This window comes from Streptococcus sp. M143, assembly GCF_000162495.1.
Lineage (GTDB): Bacteria > Bacillota > Bacilli > Lactobacillales > Streptococcaceae > Streptococcus > Streptococcus dentisani.
Genome location: NZ_GG730093.1, coordinates 17,637 through 35,691 on the forward strand (window position 1 = coordinate 17,637; position 18,055 = coordinate 35,691).

The 18,055-nt window shown below is 35.5% G+C and carries 14 protein-coding genes and 3 tRNA genes; 12 read left to right on the forward strand and 5 right to left on the reverse strand.

The features are described 5' to 3' along the window. Positions 1 to 182 precede the first annotated feature (182 nt). From rlmH to HMPREF0850_RS04355, 7 genes are all read left to right on the forward strand, one after another. Positions 183 to 662 (forward strand): 23S rRNA (pseudouridine(1915)-N(3))-methyltransferase RlmH, encoded by a 480-nt coding sequence (rlmH, locus tag HMPREF0850_RS04325; RefSeq protein WP_000694218.1) that lies wholly within the window; start codon positions 183 to 185, stop codon positions 660 to 662. Between the two features lie 43 nt (positions 663 to 705). Further along, a tRNA-Arg gene (locus HMPREF0850_RS04330) sits at positions 706 to 779 on the forward strand. Positions 780 to 945: 166 nt separating this feature from the next. Beyond that, complete coding sequence (comC, locus tag HMPREF0850_RS04335; protein WP_000799680.1) at positions 946 to 1,071, forward strand: competence-stimulating peptide ComC; 126 nt, start codon at positions 946 to 948, stop codon at positions 1,069 to 1,071. Positions 1,072 to 1,092: 21 nt separating this feature from the next. Next, on the forward strand, positions 1,093 to 2,412 hold the full coding sequence (gene comD / locus HMPREF0850_RS04340) for a competence system sensor histidine kinase ComD (RefSeq protein ID WP_001048119.1): 1,320 nt from the start codon (positions 1,093 to 1,095) through the stop codon (positions 2,410 to 2,412). Beyond that, complete coding sequence (gene comE / locus HMPREF0850_RS04345) at positions 2,409 to 3,161, forward strand: competence system response regulator transcription factor ComE (RefSeq protein ID WP_000866081.1); 753 nt, start codon at positions 2,409 to 2,411, stop codon at positions 3,159 to 3,161. Before comD ends, comE begins: the two co-directional genes overlap by 4 nt. 51 nt (positions 3,162 to 3,212) lie before the next feature. Then, positions 3,213 to 3,284 (forward strand) — tRNA-Glu (locus HMPREF0850_RS04350). A 5-nt stretch (positions 3,285 to 3,289) separates the two neighbouring features. Continuing rightward, positions 3,290 to 3,363 (forward strand) — tRNA-Asn (locus tag HMPREF0850_RS04355). 37 nt (positions 3,364 to 3,400) lie between these two features. Here HMPREF0850_RS04355 and HMPREF0850_RS04360 read toward each other — a convergent pair. Next, positions 3,401 to 3,943, reverse strand: a complete 543-nt coding sequence (locus HMPREF0850_RS04360; RefSeq protein WP_000665074.1) for a TetR/AcrR family transcriptional regulator — start codon at positions 3,941 to 3,943, stop codon at positions 3,401 to 3,403. 128 nt (positions 3,944 to 4,071) lie between these two features. Between HMPREF0850_RS04360 and HMPREF0850_RS04365 the strand changes: the two genes are divergently transcribed. Further along, positions 4,072 to 6,726 (forward strand): YhgE/Pip domain-containing protein, encoded by a 2,655-nt coding sequence (locus tag HMPREF0850_RS04365; protein WP_000472062.1) that lies wholly within the window; start codon positions 4,072 to 4,074, stop codon positions 6,724 to 6,726. A 21-nt stretch (positions 6,727 to 6,747) separates the two neighbouring features. On the opposite strand, the gene HMPREF0850_RS04370 is transcribed toward HMPREF0850_RS04365, so the two are convergent. Together HMPREF0850_RS04370 and HMPREF0850_RS04375 are read right to left on the reverse strand one after the other, a co-directional pair. Next, positions 6,748 to 9,300, reverse strand: coding sequence for a YfhO family protein (locus tag HMPREF0850_RS04370; protein WP_000834503.1), 2,553 nt, complete (start codon positions 9,298 to 9,300; stop codon positions 6,748 to 6,750). Between the two features lie 61 nt (positions 9,301 to 9,361). Then, positions 9,362 to 10,984: an ATP-binding cassette domain-containing protein gene (locus HMPREF0850_RS04375; RefSeq protein WP_000958794.1), complete on the reverse strand. Its 1,623-nt coding sequence runs from the start codon at positions 10,982 to 10,984 to the stop codon at positions 9,362 to 9,364. Positions 10,985 to 11,179: 195 nt separating this feature from the next. On the opposite strand from HMPREF0850_RS04375, the gene trpS reads away from it, so the two are divergent. Both trpS and guaB read left to right on the forward strand, forming a co-directional pair. Then, on the forward strand, positions 11,180 to 12,205 hold the full coding sequence (trpS, locus tag HMPREF0850_RS04380; RefSeq protein WP_000165466.1) for a tryptophan--tRNA ligase: 1,026 nt from the start codon (positions 11,180 to 11,182) through the stop codon (positions 12,203 to 12,205). Positions 12,206 to 12,366: 161 nt separating this feature from the next. Further along, positions 12,367 to 13,845 carry an IMP dehydrogenase gene (gene guaB / locus HMPREF0850_RS04385; RefSeq protein ID WP_000073416.1) on the forward strand — a complete coding sequence of 493 codons (1,479 nt, stop codon included), beginning with the start codon at positions 12,367 to 12,369 and terminating at the stop codon, positions 13,843 to 13,845. Between the two features lie 49 nt (positions 13,846 to 13,894). Here the strand turns inward: guaB and recF are convergent, their stop codons facing one another. After that, a complete protein-coding gene (gene recF, locus HMPREF0850_RS04390; RefSeq protein WP_000266697.1) occupies positions 13,895 to 14,992 on the reverse strand; it encodes a DNA replication/repair protein RecF in 1,098 nt (365 codons plus the stop codon). Between the two features lie 2 nt (positions 14,993 to 14,994). After that, a complete protein-coding gene (gene yaaA, locus HMPREF0850_RS04395) occupies positions 14,995 to 15,363 on the reverse strand; it encodes a S4 domain-containing protein YaaA (RefSeq protein WP_000455873.1) in 369 nt (122 codons plus the stop codon). A gap of 160 nt (positions 15,364 to 15,523) precedes the next feature. On the opposite strand from yaaA, the gene yfmF reads away from it, so the two are divergent. Beyond that, entirely contained in the window at positions 15,524 to 16,774 is a 1,251-nt protein-coding gene (yfmF, locus tag HMPREF0850_RS04400) for an EF-P 5-aminopentanol modification-associated protein YfmF (RefSeq protein ID WP_000424565.1), read from the forward strand. Next, complete coding sequence (yfmH, locus tag HMPREF0850_RS04405; RefSeq protein WP_000189297.1) at positions 16,771 to 18,054, forward strand: EF-P 5-aminopentanol modification-associated protein YfmH; 1,284 nt, start codon at positions 16,771 to 16,773, stop codon at positions 18,052 to 18,054. Before yfmF ends, yfmH begins: the two co-directional genes overlap by 4 nt. Position 18,055: the final 1 nt, after the last annotated feature.

Below are 18,055 nucleotides of genomic sequence, written 5' to 3' on the forward strand. Positions count from 1 at the left end.
ACGCCTCCGTTTGTTTTTTATTTGATTAAAGTATAAATCTATTAACTTAATTCAAGCTTAAAGGTAGAAGTTTTACACAAGTTGTGGATAACTCGCTTTTTTTCTGTGAATTTGCTAGTTTTACTAGATAATTCTTTGTGAATAAGATGTGAAATGAAGTGTGAATATGTTAGAATAGAAGAATGAAAATAAAAATTGTAACAGTTGGAAAACTGAAGGAAAAATATCTTAAAGATGGCATTGCTGAATATAGTAAACGTATATCTCGTTTTGCCACTGTAGAAATCATTGAGTTAGCTGATGAAAAAACTCCAGATAAGGCAAGTGAGTCAGAAAATTACAAAATATTAGAAATAGAGGGAAATCGAATTCTTTCTAAAGTTGGAGAAAGGGATTTTGTTGTTGTGTTGGCAATTGAAGGAAAAACTCTCTCTTCAGAAGAATTCAGTAGACAGCTGGAACAGGCTTCTATAAAGGGATTTTCTACCCTTACATTTATTATTGGTGGAAGTCTGGGACTATCCCCTGCTGTGAAGTATCGAGCGAATCTTTCTGTTAGTTTTGGACGTTTGACCTTGCCACATCAGTTAATGAGATTAGTTCTTGTTGAACAAATTTATCGTGCTTTTACCATTCAGCAGGGATCCCCTTATCATAAATAGAAGATTGACTTACTTCTTGTTTTTTGATAGAATGGTCATGTTAGGTCTCATAGCTCAGCTGGATAGAGCATTCGCCTTCTAAGCGAACGGTCGCAGGTTCGAATCCTGCTGGGATCAGTACATTAAAGAAAAAGCTGGGATTATTTCCCAGCTTTTTTCTTCAAAAGGTGCATTTCAGGTGTAAAAAAGTACAGTTGAGAAGAAATTTTTCTTAAGTGATCTTCATTTTGTATAATAGATTTGTAAGATAACTTACAAGAAAAACAATACAGGAGATTTCATTATGAAAAATACAGTAAAGTTGGAACAATTTAAAGAAGTAACAGAAACAGAATTGCAGGAGATTCGGGGTGGGGAATGGAGAATTCCAGAATTAATACGTAATCTTATTTTTCCAAAAAGAAAATAACTAAAATAAAGGTAAAAAGTAATGAATTTATTTGGATTAGTAATAGCTTTTTTTTATGTTTTTATCATTAGTAAAATTTATGAATGGACTTGTAATGCAACTAAAAAAGAAAAATATATTTATAGTCTTTATGTCTTTTTACTACAATTAATATTAGAAGAAATAATGTATTTGCTAGCCTTAGATGGTTACGGTTTGTCTAAATTTTTATTTCCTTTACTCATATTTGGTTACTTTGTTGGATTTCAGAAGTATGATAAGTCTAAGGGAGTTTTTATAAGCCTATTATTTTCTCTCTTATATCATAGTAGTAATAACTTTATATCGGTAACTTTATCATCTATAACAGGAGATGATATTGCATTAGAATATAATAATTATTTTATTATATTTGTACTTATTTTAACCTATTTGGTTATTAAAATTGTCATATCTTATTTCCATTTGGAGTTTAAATATTTTGACAAAGAATATCTCTATTCTTTTTTGAAAAAAGTACTATATGCATTTATCTTCTTGCATATCGTCTCTTTTATTTCAGATATCGTGAGTACTATTTCTCATTTAAATAGTTTTGGAAGTATTTTATCAACCATTGTTTTTATTTGCTTGTTATTGATTTTCTTTGCAATGAATTCTTATAAGGTTCAAATTGAAAAAGAGATTGCCCTAAAGCAGAAGAAATTTGAACAAAAGCATTTACAGACTTATACTGATGAAATTGTCAAGTTGTATAATGAAATTCGAGGTTTTCGTCATGACTATGCAGGTATGCTTGTCAGCATGCAAATGGCAATTGACAGTGAAGATTTACAGGAAATTGACAGAGTTTACAATGAAGTATTAGTAAAAGCGAATCAAAAACTGCGTTCAGAAAAATATACTTACTTTGATTTGAACAATTTAGAAGATTCAGCTTTACGTAGTTTGATTGCTCAATCCATTGTTTATGCACGAAATAATGATGTAGAGTTTACATTGGAAGTAAAGGATGTTATTACTAGATTGTCAATGGATTTACTTGATCTTGTTCGCATCATGAGTATTCTCTTAAACAATGCTGTTGAAGGAGCCGCGGATAGTTACTTGAAACAAATGGAAGTTGCAGTCATTAAAATGGATTTTGAGACAGTTATAGTCATCCAGAATTCATGTAAAATCACTATGACGCCTTCAGAGGACTTATTTGCCTTAGGTTTCTCTACCAAGGGAAGAAATAGAGGTTTAGGGCTTAATAATGTCAAAGAGATTCTAGATAAATATGACAACATTATGTTAGAAACAGAGATGGAAGACAGCACATTTAGACAAATTATTAGATTTAAGAGGGAATTTGAATGAAAGTATTAATTTTAGAAGATGTTATTGAGCATCAAGTGAGACTTGAGAGAATATTGAATGAAATCTCTGAGGAATCAAATATTCCTATTTCTTACAAGACAACAGGAAAAGTTCGTGAGTTTAAGGAATATATCGAAAATGATGAAGTAAATCAGCTTTATTTCCTAGATATCGATATTCACGGGATTGAGAAAAAGGGATTTGAAGTGGCACAGTTTATCCGTCATCACAATCCCTATGCTATTATTGTCTTTATTACCAGTCGATCTGAATTTGCTACCTTAACGTACAAATACCAGGTATCAGCCCTAGATTTTGTTGATAAAGATATCAATGATGAATTGTTCAAAAAACGCATCGAGCAGAGTATTTTTTACACTAAGAGCATGCTGCTTGAAAACGAAGATGTTGTAGACTATTTTGATTATAACTATAAGGGAAATGATTTGAAAATCCCTTACCATGATATTTTGTATATCGAAACAACAGGTGTTTCTCATAAACTGCGAATTATTGGTAAGAATTTTGCCAAAGAGTTCTATGGAACCATGACAGATATTCAGGAGAAGGACAAACATACCCAGCGATTTTATTCTCCTCATAAATCTTTCCTAATTAATATTGGAAATGTGAGAGAAATTGATCGAAAGAATCTAGAAGTTGTCTTTTATGAAGATCATCGTTGCCCGATTACCCGTTTGAAAGTTCGCAAACTAAAAGATATTCTAGAGAAAAAAACTAAAAAGTGATTGACAATTAGTAAGAAATTGATATAATGGTTATATCTGCTACAGATAGATGGTCCGTTGGTCAAGGGGTTAAGACACCGCCTTTTCACGGCGGTAACACGGGTTCGAATCCCGTACGGACTATTTTATCCGCCATAGCTCAGTTGGTAGTAGCGCATGACTGTTAATCATGATGTCGTAGGTTCGAGTCCTACTGGCGGAGTCAGATAAAAAGAACACCTTATGGTGTTCTTTTTCTTTCAGTTTGTATCACCTAACATTTTCATAAGGAAGTCGGTCATTTCTCGCGGACTTTCTTTTTTCCCGTGAGCAATCCAAGTCTGGCAAACACCAAAAAGGGCATTTGTTAGATAAATGCTACTGTATTCTAATTCAATTGGATTGAGTTGTAGTTTCATAAAGCGTTTCTGAAGGTCTGTGCTAAGTATAATGTGAAGCTTATTTCTCAAGAAATTTTGGATTTCTTTGGTACCATTTTCAGATAAGAGTGCAGCCAAGAGTGGCTCAGACTCTAAATATTCAAATACTTCTAAAATAGCATCTCTTTTATGATGAGCATGTTTTTGGAAAATATACTCAAAGGTATGAAAGAGCTTACTTTGGTAATGCTCAATCATATCATACTTATCCTTGTAGTGAGTGTAAAAGCTGGAACGACTGATTCCGGCTTTTTCTGCTAACTTGACAGTAGAAATTTGATCAAAGGGTTGGTCCATCAATAATTGAACCATGGCATTTTCGATAATTCGTTTTGTTTTTAAACGTTTGTTGCTTTCTTTCATAATTCCTCCTTGTATACAAAAATAGACGATGTGTCTAAAAAAGTATTTTTTACCTTGTAATTTGGATTTTTTGATGTATAATCTATTATATCAAAATTTTAGACAATATGTTTAAAAAAGGAGGAAATATGTTTAAAGAGTGGAAAGCAATATTTAAAAAACCGACCTTTATCATTGTAATGATAGGGATTTCTCTCATTCCAGCTTTATACAACATTATATTTTTATCATCCATGTGGGATCCATATGGTCAATTGTCAGAGTTGCCTGTGGCAGTTGTCAATAAAGATAAGGAAGCTTCTTATAATGGACAGACAATGACAATAGGTGAAGACATGGTGTCTAATTTGAAAGAAAATAGGGCTTTAGATTTTCATTTTATTAATGAGGAGGAAGGGGAAAAAGGCCTAGAAGATGGTGACTACTACATGGTAGTGACTTTACCAAGTGACTTATCTGAAAAGGCTGCTTCTATCCTAACAAATCATCCTGAACAGATGCAGATTGATTACCAGACTTCAAGTGGACATAGCTTTATTGCAAGCAAGATGAGTGATTCTGCAATGACACAATTAAAGCAAACCGTCTCTACTAATGTAACTGAAACGTATACCAAGGCTTTATTTCAAAAAATGAATGACTTGAAGTCTGGAATAAACAAGGCAGCTGATGGAAGTGAACAATTGGCTAATGGAGCGAATCAATTGGTGACGGGAAGTCAAACATTGACGGCAAATCTTAATACTTTAGCAAACTCAACTGTAACTTTTTCAAATGGAGCGGATCAATTTACAAAAGGTTTATCTAGCTATGTATCTGCAATAGAGCAATTACATATTGGTTTAGGGACTTTTAATAGTGGTTTACAAAGTTATACAAAAGCCGTCTCACAAGTTGACACTGGACTTGGTCAATTAGCGTCAAAAACTCCTGAGTTGGTGACAGGTGTAAATCAGCTAAATACAGGTATAAAGTCCTACACAGCTGGCGTTTCACAACTGGATACAGGTCTCAATCAATTTTCAGTTGGTGTAAATGCTTATACAAGTAGTGTGAAAGAACTTTCTAATGGAACAAGTCAATTATCCAATCAATCAGATACACTAAGAGATGGAATAGAGCAATTAAATACTGGTATTAAAGAAATTTCAAGTCAATTAAAGTCCTCATCTCAACAAAATGAACAAATTACTCAATTGGCAACTAGTCTAGGAGAACTGAATAAAACACTACAAGCTCTTACGATAGCAGATAATACTCAACTGAAAAAGACATTATCAGAAGCTTTGCCAAATCTAACAACTCTTGCACAGGATATTGTGACCAAAAGTCAGACAGAACAAGAGAAAACTATAGCTAACCTTCAATCAACAGCTACTTATCAATCTCTCACAGAGGAACAGAAGAAAGAACTGACAGAAGCTAGTTCTAAAAATTCTAATTCTACTATTGAGTCAGCAAAAACAATTTTAACGACAGTAGGAGGATTGAAAGAAAGTATAGAGAATTCAGAACAACAAGTAACTAATCTATCTGATGTGCAGACGAAGGCAAATCAACTTTTACCTGCAGCATCTAGATCCTTGACAACATTGTCAAGTGGTTTTACAAAGTTGCAAACTACTGTAGACAATCAGTTAGTTCTTGGAAGTCAGTCAATTGAAAAAGGAGTTGTAAACTATACTAAGGGACTGGACACAATTTCTATAGGTGCCAATAAACTAAGTGAAAAGAATGCAAGTTTAACAACTAGTTTAGATCAATTAGTTTCTGGATCAAGTAAGTTGACAGAAAATACATCAACCTTGACAGCTGGAGTAGATGCGTTAGCTGGAAAAGCTCCAGAATTAGTATCAGGTATAGAAAGCTTGTCATCTGGTTCTGCTCAATTGAATAATAAGAGTCCAGAGCTGATAGCAGGTCTTACCAAATTACAATTTGGCTCTGGTCAATTAACAGACAAATCAACAGAGTTACTTTCTGCAGCATCCCAACTAGGAAGTGGTGCTATGAAGATTGCAGATGGTGCTGGAAAACTAGCAGAAGGTGGAACAACCTTAACCTCTAGTCTTGAAGATTTACAGACAGGAGTTGATTCATTAGGACAAGGATTAGGCAATGCGAATAATCAACTCAAATCAGCATCAACAGAATCTCAAAATGCAGAAACATTATCTAATCCTCTAGTTCTCTCAAAAACAGATAATGACCAAGTTCCTGTAAATGGGATTGCCATGGCTCCTTATATGATATCAGTTGCTCTTTTTGTTGCTGCTATATCTACCAATATGATTTTTGCTAAGTTGCCTTCTGGACGTCATCCAGAGAGTCGTTGGGCTTGGTTGAAGTCTCGCTCTGAAATAAATGGGATTATAGCTGTCTTAGCAGGTGTTTTAGTTTATGGTGGCGTTCATCTTATTGGTCTAACAGCAAATCATGAAATGAGAACCTTGTTCTTAATTATTATCGCAAGCTTAACATTTATGTCTATGGTAACTGCATTAAAAACATGGAATAGCCGTATAGGAGCTTTCTTTTCTCTTATTTTGCTTTTATTACAGTTAGCATCAAGTGCAGGGACTTATCCACTTGCTTTGACAAATGATTTCTTTAAAGGTGTCAATCCTTGGTTACCAATGAGTTACTCTGTATCAGGCTTACGACAAACAATCTCTATGACAGGAAATATTCATCATCAAGTGATTTTCCTTATTATAACTCTAGCTTTCTTTACTGCTTTAGGTATGCTAGCTTATCAACCTAAGAAAATGGAAGAAGATTAAAAAGATTGGCCAAGAAATTGGTCAATCTTTTTCTGTCTTAGATAAATTTCGTCTGTGATTATAGATCCCAAAAAGAAGAAGGGCAGTTAGTGAGCAGGCTGCTCCAATAACAAAACCATTGGGGATAAAGGAAAGTGTAATGGTGCCTTTTCCCTTTGGAACATCAACTTTCATAAAACCAGTCTGAGCCTGCTTGATTTCAAGTTTTTCCCCATCTTGGTATGCAGACCAACCTTTGTCATAAGGAATAGTGAAGAAAATAGAGGTATCTTGTTTTACTTCATATGTAGCAAAGACTTTATTTTTAGAGGTGGATACTTCTACAGGTTGTTCTTTAATCTTTTGAATTGTCTCAGTAAGAGCCTGAGTATCTAAACGATAGAAGGTTGGAGATTCAAAGGACACCTGAGAATTTCCAGGGAAACTAACACTGATATTGAAAGTTTTTTGTTCTTCAGTATAACCCAAATTAAAGAAATTAAATGCATTGTCAGTTGTAAAAGTCTTTTTTTCTCCATTGACAAGGATGTCAACTTTCTTTTGCTTATCGTTTGTAAAATGAAGATTTGAAAAAGAGAGATAGACTTGGCTATTTTGAGGAACCTCAATTTGATAATCAATCTTTGCATCTTCATTCGCAGAACCTGTGATACTTGTTAAACCATCTGAAGTATCTGTTTTATCATATGCTATTTGGGAGAAGTAATTTAAGTTGAGATTAGCAAGCTGGTTTATAAATAGAGCCTGATTGTCTAGAGTGTGATTGTTAAAATTTACATCTGTGTAAATAGATTGAGTGGCAAAGGCAATGGGTAAAGAGAGTTGATTTTTATATAAGGTTAAATGGTCCTTTTGATAAATCTCTTGAAAGCCATACTTATCAAGTGAATTTTCAGAAATATTGTACTGGATTCCAAATAAACTATCTGCTAAAAGACTATTATTTGCATAACGGAGATTGAGGTTGGTTCCAGAGGATTTGAATCCCAGTTTGTCCAAACTAGTGCTAGCTGAACGATTTCGTACAGACGAAAATTGAGAGATTCCATTGTAGTTAAATTTCATACTGTCATTACCAGTCTGAATTTGCAGTTTTTCAGTACGTGTAAATGGATTGTCAATTTGGTTTAGAATGGATTCCATAGCAGTGATATCTCTATTATAGGCGCTACGAGAAGCAAAGGCCCATTCTTTAGCTATTCCTTCCATTTGAGATGAAGCATTTAAGCTTATCTCAGCTGTTATAAATAAAGACAAAAGAATTGCAAATAGATTTACAGAGATAAATTTTCTAATGACTGCAAGAAGTAAAAGAGCATAAACTAGTAGAAATTCAAGAGTGAGTAGGATATTCAAATCAGTTAAAAAAGAATAGTGTGATTTGAAATAGACAGTAGCCAAAAATCCTGTTAGTACAAGAAAAAGTGAGATAAATAGATTCCAGAGCTTCAGTTCTTTCAGACGATTTAAGACTTCTGCTGCAGTATAAATTAACAGAGTAGAAAAGATCCAAGCATAGCGATGTAAAAACATATTTGGGGTATGCATCCCTTGCCAAAATAAATCAAGTGCTTCTATGTAAAAGCTTGTTATTAAAAAAGTAAAGAAAATTGCATAGGTAAGTTTCACGTGAAACCTTATGGATTTTATTGTGAAAAATAGAATTGTTAAAATAAAGGGAAGCAATCCAACAAAAATCATTGGTATAGATCCATACTTAGTTGTATCAAAAGATCCAATGAATTGTTTTGCGAAAATATCCAGATACCAGCTACTATCTGTTTGTAATTTTGTGATGGCAGTTAACTTCTCTCCATGAGTTTGTAAATCAAACAGTGTAGGAAGAGTCATAATCAAACTAGCCATTCCTGCTAAAAAGGAGGTAACAACAAAATCAAGAAAAGATGATTTTCGAGTTTTAAAGTCCCAAGAAATTTGGCAGAGATACCAGAAAATTAGGAACAATGCCGTCATATATCCAAAATAATAATTTTGGATAAACAAGATTGACAAGCTTGTAAAGTATAGTAGGCGCTTGTTTTCTGTTATAAGCATGTGTAAGCCAGTTATAATTAAAGGAATCAAGATAAAAATATCTAACCAGGTTTTTATCTCTAACTGACTGACAGTGAAGCTCATCAGAGCATAAGAAGTAGATAAGGCTAGTTTTAAAAATTTTGGAATATCTTTAAATAATCTATTCAAACTAAAGTAGGTTGACAGACCAATCAATCCAAATTTTAATAGAGTGGTCAGATAAACAGCATCTGGCATATTCGACAGATTAAAAAAGTAAACCAGAGGTGAGAGAAAACTACCCAAGTAATAACTAGATAGAGCATAGAAATTCAGTCCGAGGCCACTTGTAAAGGTGTAAAACAAACTACCATTTCCATGTAAAATATTTCGTAAAGCCACATCAAAAATAACGTATTGATGGAAACCATCTCCTAATAGTGGAGATGTATCGCTATTCCAGTAGATACCTTGAGTTAGGTATACTCCGGTCATAATTACTAAAGGAATGATGAAAGAAACAAAATAGGTCCAATATGTTTTAAAAAATGATTTCATGTTACCTCATAGAATGATAGAAAACTCAGTTGGTTACCCCAACTGAGTTTTGAAGTCTTATTTAGTCTTTCCAAAGTTCTTTAACTTTTGCTTGTACTTCTGCATTTTCTAGGAATTCATCATAGGTTTCATCGATACGATCAATGACGCCATTCTTAGACAAAACAATGATATGGTTTGCCAAAGTTTGGATAAACTCGTGGTCATGACTGGAAAAGATGATTGATTCTTTAAAGTTTTTCAATCCATCGTTCAAGCTTGAGATAGATTCCAAATCCAAGTGATTTGTTGGATCATCAAGTACAAGGACATTTGATTTCAAGAGCATGAGTTTTGAAAGCATGACACGCACTTTTTCTCCCCCTGACAAGACGTTTACAGGTTTGTTAACCTCATCACCAGAAAAGAGCATACGACCAAGGAAACCACGTAGGAAGGTATTGTCATCTTCTTCTTTACTTGCAAATTGACGCAACCAGTCAAGGATTGACTCTCCTCCTGCAAAATCAGCCGAGTTGTCTTTTGGCAAGTAAGAACGGCTAGTAGTAACTCCCCACTTGACAGTTCCTTCATAGTCGATGTCACCCATAATTGCACGAATTAATGCAGTCGTTTGGATGTCATTTTGTCCAATCAGAGCTGTCTTATCACCTGGACGCAAGATGAAACTAATATTGTCTAGAATAGTTTCACCATCAATCTTTACAGTTAGATTTTCTACTGTCAAGAGATCATTACCAATCTCACGTTCTGCTTTAAAGTTGATAAATGGATATTTACGACTAGATGGCACAATCTCTTCTAATTCAATCTTGTCAAGCATTTTTTTACGAGACGTTGCTTGTCTTGACTTAGAAGCATTGGCAGAGAATCGAGCAACGAATTCTTGCAATTGTTTAATTTTTTCTTCCGCTTTGGCATTACGGTCTGCTAGCAATTTAGCAGCAAGCTCAGAAGATTCCTTCCAGAAGTCGTAGTTTCCGACATAGAGTTTGATTTTTCCAAAGTCAAGGTCAGCCATGTGGGTACATACTTTGTTTAAGAAGTGGCGGTCATGGGATACAACGATAACGGTGTTATCAAAGTCAATCAAGAAGTCTTCTAACCAAGTAATAGACTGGATATCAAGACCGTTGGTCGGCTCATCCAAGAGAAGAACATCAGGTTTACCAAATAAGGCTTTAGCAAGGAGAACCTTCACTTTTTCACCATTGGCCAATTCGCTCATGTTTTGATAGTGCAATTCTTCTGGAATGTTTAGGTTTTGAAGTAATTGGGATGCTTCACTTTCTGCTTCCCAACCTCCAAGTTCGGCAAATTCACCTTCGAGTTCGGCTGCACGAACACCATCTTCATCGGAAAAATCTTCCTTCATGTAAATGGCATCTTTTTCTTTCATGATGTTGTAAAGTTTTTCATTTCCCATAATGACGACATCAATAACTCGCTCGTCTTCATAGTCAAAATGATTTTGACGGAGAACAGAGAGACGTTCATCTGGACCAAGAGAGATGTGACCAGTTGTTGGCTCGATATCACCAGCTAAGATTTTTAAGAATGTAGACTTCCCAGCACCATTAGCACCAATTAATCCGTATGTATTTCCTTCTGTAAATTTGATATTGACATCATCAAAAAGTTTGCGATCACTAAAACGTAGTGAAACATCAGATACTGTAAGCAATGTTTTTCTCCTATAATATGTAATACATTTATTCTACTAGAAAAGAGAGAAATATTCAAATTTTTCTTTGTCAATTTCATGTCAATTAAGTTTACAGGTTTATTTACAATGAGTTAGTTGTTTGATTTAAATAATTTTCTGTTATTTTAACAAAAAAATGCTATAATTGAAGAGACCATTTCGAAGGAGAAAAAAATGACGAAACCCATTATTTTAACAGGAGATCGCCCAACAGGAAAACTGCATATTGGACATTATGTTGGGAGTCTTAAAAATAGAGTATTACTGCAGGAAGAAGACAAGTATGAGATGTTTGTTTTTTTGGCAGATCAACAAGCATTGACAGATCACGCCAAAGACCCTCAAACGATTGTAGAATCGATTGGGAATGTTGCCTTGGATTATTTAGCAGTTGGATTGGATCCAAGTAAATCAACTATCTTTATTCAAAGCCAGATTCCAGAATTGGCTGAACTATCTATGTACTATATGAATCTAGTTTCATTAGCACGTTTGGAGCGCAATCCTACAGTGAAAACAGAGATTGCTCAAAAAGGATTTGGAGAAAGTATTCCGACAGGATTTTTGGTTTATCCGATTGCGCAAGCAGCAGATATTACTGCCTTCAAGGCCAATTATGTTCCTGTAGGAACAGATCAGAAACCAATGATTGAGCAAACTCGCGAGATTGTTCGTTCCTTCAATAATGCTTATAACTGTGATGTCTTGGTGGAACCGGAAGGTATTTATCCAGAAAATGAGAGAGCAGGGCGTTTGCCTGGTTTAGATGGAAATGCCAAGATGTCTAAATCCCTTAATAATGGTATTTATCTAGCTGATGATGCGGATACCTTGCGTAAAAAAGTCATGAGCATGTATACTGATCCAGACCATATTCGAGTCGAGGATCCAGGTAAGATTGAAGGAAATATGGTTTTCCATTATCTAGATGTGTTTGGTCGTCCTGAAGATGCTCAAGACATTGCAGAGATGAAAGAACACTATCAACGTGGTGGTCTTGGCGATGTGAAGACGAAGCGTTATCTACTTGAAATACTCGAACGCGAACTTGGTCCTATTCGTGAGCGCCGTATCGAATTTGCTAAGGATATGGGAGAAGTTTACAATATGCTTCAAAAAGGTAGTGAAAAAGCTCGTGAGGTTGCAGGGCAAACTCTATCTGAAGTTAAGGGAGCAATGGGACTAAATTATTTTAAATAATAGATAAAATATGAATCGTAAAACTATCTCTTCCATAGAATCACAGAGATAGTTTTTTTATGTTTTCTGTTATAAATATAATTGACAAATTTTCATAGAATGGTATGATAGATACAATACAAAAAGAGTCAGCTCAAAAAGAAAGAAAAGAGGAAACTTCAATGTCTAATTGGGACACTAAATTTTTGAAAAAAGGTTTTACCTTTGATGATGTATTGCTCATTCCAGCAGAAAGTCATGTGTTGCCTAATGATGCAGATTTAACAACAAAATTGGCAGATAATCTGACTTTAAATATCCCAATTATTACAGCCGCGATGGATACAGTCACAGAAAGCCAAATGGCCATTGCCATTGCTCGTGCTGGTGGTCTCGGAGTAATCCATAAAAACATGTCAATTGCGCAACAAGCGGACGAAGTTCGCAAGGTAAAACGTTCTGAAAATGGTGTTATTATTGATCCATTCTTCTTGACTCCAGAACACACTATTGCTGAAGCAGACGAACTGATGGGACGTTACCGTATCAGTGGTGTTCCAGTTGTGGAAACACTTGAAAATCGTAAATTGGTTGGTATTTTGACAAACCGAGATCTTCGCTTTATTTCAGATTACAATCAGCCAATCTCAAACCACATGACCAGTGAAAATCTTGTCACTGCTCCTGTCGGTACAGATCTTGCAACAGCTGAAAGCATTCTTCAAGAACACCGTATTGAAAAACTTCCTTTGGTTGACGAAGAAGGTCGTCTTTCTGGCTTAATTACTATTAAAGATATTGAAAAAGTGATTGAGTTTCCAAATGCAGCGAAAGATGAATTTGGTCGTCTTCTAGTTGCTGGTGCGGTAGGTGTCACTTCAGATACATTTGAACGTGCAGAGGCTCTCTTCGAAGCAGGAGCTGACGCAATTGTTATTGATACTGCTCATGGTCACTCTGCTGGGGTTCTACGTAAAATTGCTGAAATTCGTGCTCATTTCCCAGATCGCACTTTGATTGCTGGTAATATTGCCACTGCAGAAGGTGCACGTGCTCTTTATGATGCAGGTGTAGATGTTGTCAAAGTCGGTATCGGACCAGGTTCTATCTGTACTACTCGTGTGATTGCAGGTGTGGGTGTCCCACAAGTGACAGCAATCTATGATGCGGCAGCCGTTGCGCGCGAATATGGAAAAACAATTATTGCTGATGGTGGAATCAAGTATTCTGGAGATATTGTAAAAGCCCTTGCTGCAGGTGGAAATGCAGTTATGCTTGGATCAATGTTTGCTGGAACAGACGAAGCACCAGGTGAAACGGAAATCTTCCAAGGACGTAAATTCAAGACTTACCGTGGTATGGGGTCAATCGCTGCAATGAAGAAAGGTTCAAGTGACCGTTACTTCCAAGGTTCTGTCAATGAAGCGAACAAACTTGTTCCAGAAGGAATTGAAGGTCGCGTAGCCTATAAAGGCGCAGCAGCTGATATTGTTTTCCAAATGATTGGTGGTATTCGCTCTGGTATGGGTTACTGTGGTGCAGCTAACCTTAAAGAATTGCATGACAACGCTCAATTTATTGAAATGTCGGGTGCAGGTTTGAAAGAAAGCCATCCTCATGATGTACAAATCACTAATGAGGCGCCAAACTACTCTATGTAAGAAGAAAAGAACTCCTGAATTTCAGGAGTTCTTTTTGTTTACAAAGTTGTTAATGTGGATTTACAGATACTTTACCATTTCGGATATTGAAGATACTAAGATTTTCTGGCAAATTTTGCAAGTGGTCTAAACTTGTTGTTGTGATAAAGGTTTGGATAGAGTGAGAAATGGTTTCTAGTAATTTTAGTTGTCTAGTGTTGTCAAGTTCGCTCATAACATCGTCAAGTAGTAATATTGGAGATTCTTTAGTAATACTTTCCATTAGTTCAATCTCTGCTAGTTTGATAGAAAGTACAAGACTACGATGTTGACCTTGACTTCCAAAACTAGCATCCATACCATTGATATAGAAAGCAATGTCATCTCGATGAGGGCCAACACCAGTATTCTTTTTAAATAAATCTCTTGATCTACTTTTCTCTAAAGCCATTTTAAAAGAATCCATTAAGACTTCTTCATTAGTGAAGTTGACAGTTGATTGATAAGATATTGACAACTCTTCTGATTGATTTGAAATTTCTAAGTGTTTTTTTTGACCAAAATTCTCTAAGTCTTTAATGAATTTTATCCGATGCTTTATGACGCGGCAACCATACTCTACTAACTGATCATCCAAGACCGACAAAAATGTTTCGTCAATCTTTTGATTGGATTTTAGGTAAGTATTTCTTTGCTTGAGTATATGGTTATAGTTTGACAAGTCTGACAAGTAGATTGGTTTAATTTGTCCTAGTTCTATATCTATAAACTTTCGACGAACGGAGGGCGCTCCTTTAATTAACTGGAGATCTTCAGGTGCGAAGAGAACCACATTCATATGTCCGATATAGTCTGAGAGGCGAGCTTGTTTTAAGTGATTGACTTTAGTCACACGCCCTTTTGGTGTTAAATCAATTTCTAGAGGTATAGAGCTTGTTTTTTTCTGTAGCAAGCCAGAAAGATGGAGTTGTTCTTCATCAAAATGAATGAGATTTTTATCTGTTCGAGTACGATGGCTGCGTGTTAAGGCCAAGAAATAGATTGCTTCTAGAATATTGGTTTTTCCTTGCGCATTTTGACCCAAAAAGACGTTTAATTTTGGATTAAAATCAATTTTCGTCTCTTTGTAGTTTCGAAAGGTTTTTATTGTTAAATGTTGGAGCCACATGATTATCTTTCTGGAAAACGTGGAGCTTGTTTGGTTTTAGGTGATAAAGTGGTTTTTTGTTTTTCTTTCTTTACACCCTTGTTCATCTCTTTGACAAGTTTAGCAATCCGCTCTTTTTCAATCCTATCTGCTTGGTATTCTTCTTGCTCTTTTAAACTTGGTTGTGTCAAGGTGATGTCAATTTTTAAATCAGGGATGTCAATCGTATCTCCAATACGGATTTTTTTCCCACGTCTACTTTCTAATTCACCATTAAAGTAAACTTGATGCTCCATTAAAAAGGATTTGATAGCACCGCCGCTGTGTATAATTCCAAGCTCTTTTAGGAGGGCTTGGAGCGTAATAAATTCTTCAAATAATTTGTATTCCATAATTCACCTCAATCTAAGGTATTATACCATATTTTCCCTGAAATAACTGAAGGAAAGTCAGTCAAAATGAAAACGATTTTACTTTTGAAAGCTATAAAGAGAACAAGAAAAATTTTGATTTTCGTGGTATAATAGAACTCTATATGTAAGGAGGTAAGGTATGGAGTTGGTGCCTGGAATTTCAGCACATTTTGTTCAATCCAAAAAGTTTAAAACAAATAAAATCACTATTCGTTTTACTGCTCCCTTATCTCTTGAGACAATAGCGGGACGCATGTTAAGTGCAAGTATGTTGGAAACTGCCAATAAAGCTTACCCAACATCTCAAGCTTTTCGCAGATATTTGGCAAGTTTGTATGGAACAGATATTTCTACGAGTGCTTATCGTAGGGGACAGGTACATATTCTTGACCTAACATTTACCTATGTGAGGGATGATTTTTTAAGTAAAAAGAATGTCTTGACTTCTCAAATTTTTGAACTGGTGAGCCAGACTTTATTTGCCCCCTTAGCTCAAGATGGTGCTTTTGAGCCAGCCTTATTTGAAATTGAAAGAAAACAGTTATTGGCTAGTTTGGCTACTGATATGGATGATTCATTTTATTTTGCTCATAAGGAGTTGGATAGCTTGTTCTTCCGTGATGAGCGTCTTCAATTGAGATACAGTGATTTACGAAATCGCATTTCAAATGAGTCTCCGGAAAGTAGCTACACTTGCTTTCAAGATGCTCTGAAAAATGATCGAATTGATTTCTTTTTCTTGGGTGATTTTAATGAAGTAGAAGTGAAGGAGTGGTTGAGGTCATTCTCCTTTACTGGGCGTCAAATCGATGTCAAGCCTCAGTACAAACAACCATATTCAAATGTCCTTCGGGAAGGAATGGTTCGTAAGAATGTGGGCCAATCTGTTTTGGAATTGGCTTACCATTGTTCTACGAGCTATGGAGACAAGCATCATTTAGCCATGGTAGTAATGAATGGTCTGTTAGGTGGTTTTGCTCACTCTAAGCTTTTTACAAATGTTCGGGAAAATGCTGGTCTAGCCTACACTATCTCCAGTCAATTGGATTTATTTAGTGGTCAATTGAGGATGTATGCTGGCATTGACCGAGAAAAGCGCAATCAAGCCAGAAAATTGATGAATCATCAATTACTTGAACTAAAAAAAGGTAATTTTACAGATTTGGAGATTGAACAGACTAAGGAGATGATTAGCAGAACCTTGTTGCTTGCGCAAGATAGTCAAAGCTCACTAATCGAGCGAGTTTACTTGAAAAGTTTGTTAGGGAAATCTACATCAGATTTTGACAATTGGATTGAAAAATTAAATCAAGTTGATAAAGAAGCTATCTGCAAAGCAGCAAATAGTGTCCGGTTACAAGCGATATACTTTATGGAAGGAATAGAATGACACCAGTTACCTTTGAAGAAAAATACTATCCTGCTGTAAAGGAGACGGTTTATCAGACTCGTCTATCAAATGGATTGATAGTTTCTCTCCTTCCTAAGAAACAATTTAATGAAGTTTACGGAGTTGTAACAGTTCGATTTGGATCAGTAGACACAAACTTTACACTATCTGAAAAAGGTTTACAGTGTTATCCAGCTGGAATTGCACATTTTCTTGAACACAAACTGTTTGAGAGAGAAAATGCTGAAGATATTATGGAGTCTTTTACACGCTTGGGAGCTGATAGCAATGCTTTTACAAGTTTTACAAAGACGAGTTATTTGTTTTCGACAATAGATCATTTATCAGAAAATTTGGATTTGCTTGAAGAATTGGTAACAGTTGCTCATTTTACAGAAGATTCAGTTGAGATGGAGAGGGAAATTATCCAACAGGAACGTGAGATGTACCAAGACGATCCAGATTCGCGTCTGTTTTTTACAACATTAGCAAATCTTTATCCCAATACTCCTCTGGCAGCAGATATTGTTGGAAGTGAAAAGTCAATTAACAATATCCAGCTAAATGACTTAAAAGATAACTTTACAGCCTTTTACAAACCTGTCAATATGTCTTTGTTTTTAGTTGGGAATTTTGATGTAGATACAGTTGAGAAGTATTTTTCGCAAAAGAAACTTAGAAACTTGGAAGAAATGGTAGTAAGGAAGGAGAAGCTTGCTTTACAGCCTGTCAAAGAAACAGACAGTCTCCGGATGGAAGTCTCTTCTCCAAAACTTGCTGTTGGAATTAGGGGAGCAGGTGAGGTGGCAGCAGAAGATTGCTACCGTTATAATGTTTTGCTAAAATTATTGTTTACGATGATGTTTGGTTGGACCTCTGAGCGATTTCAAAAGTTATATGAGACAGGGAAGTTGGATGCGTCATTGTCACTTGAGGTTGAAGTCAACAGTCGCTTTCATTTTGTGATGTTGACGATGGAAACGAAAGAACCTGTTTCGTTGTCGCATCAATTTCGAAAGGCTATTCGCAACTTTACGAAAGATTCAGATCTTACAGAGGAACATCTGGATCTTGTTAAGAGTGAGATGTTTGGGGAATTTTTCAGTAGTATGAACTCCTTGGAGTTTATTGCGACACAATATGAGCCAGTCGACAGAGGAGAAACTATTTTGGATTTACCAAAAATTTTACAAGAAATTACTTTAGACGATGTTCTTGAAGCAGGTCATCGTTTGATAGATGATGGTGATCTAGTTGATTTTACAATCTTTCCAGCTTAAA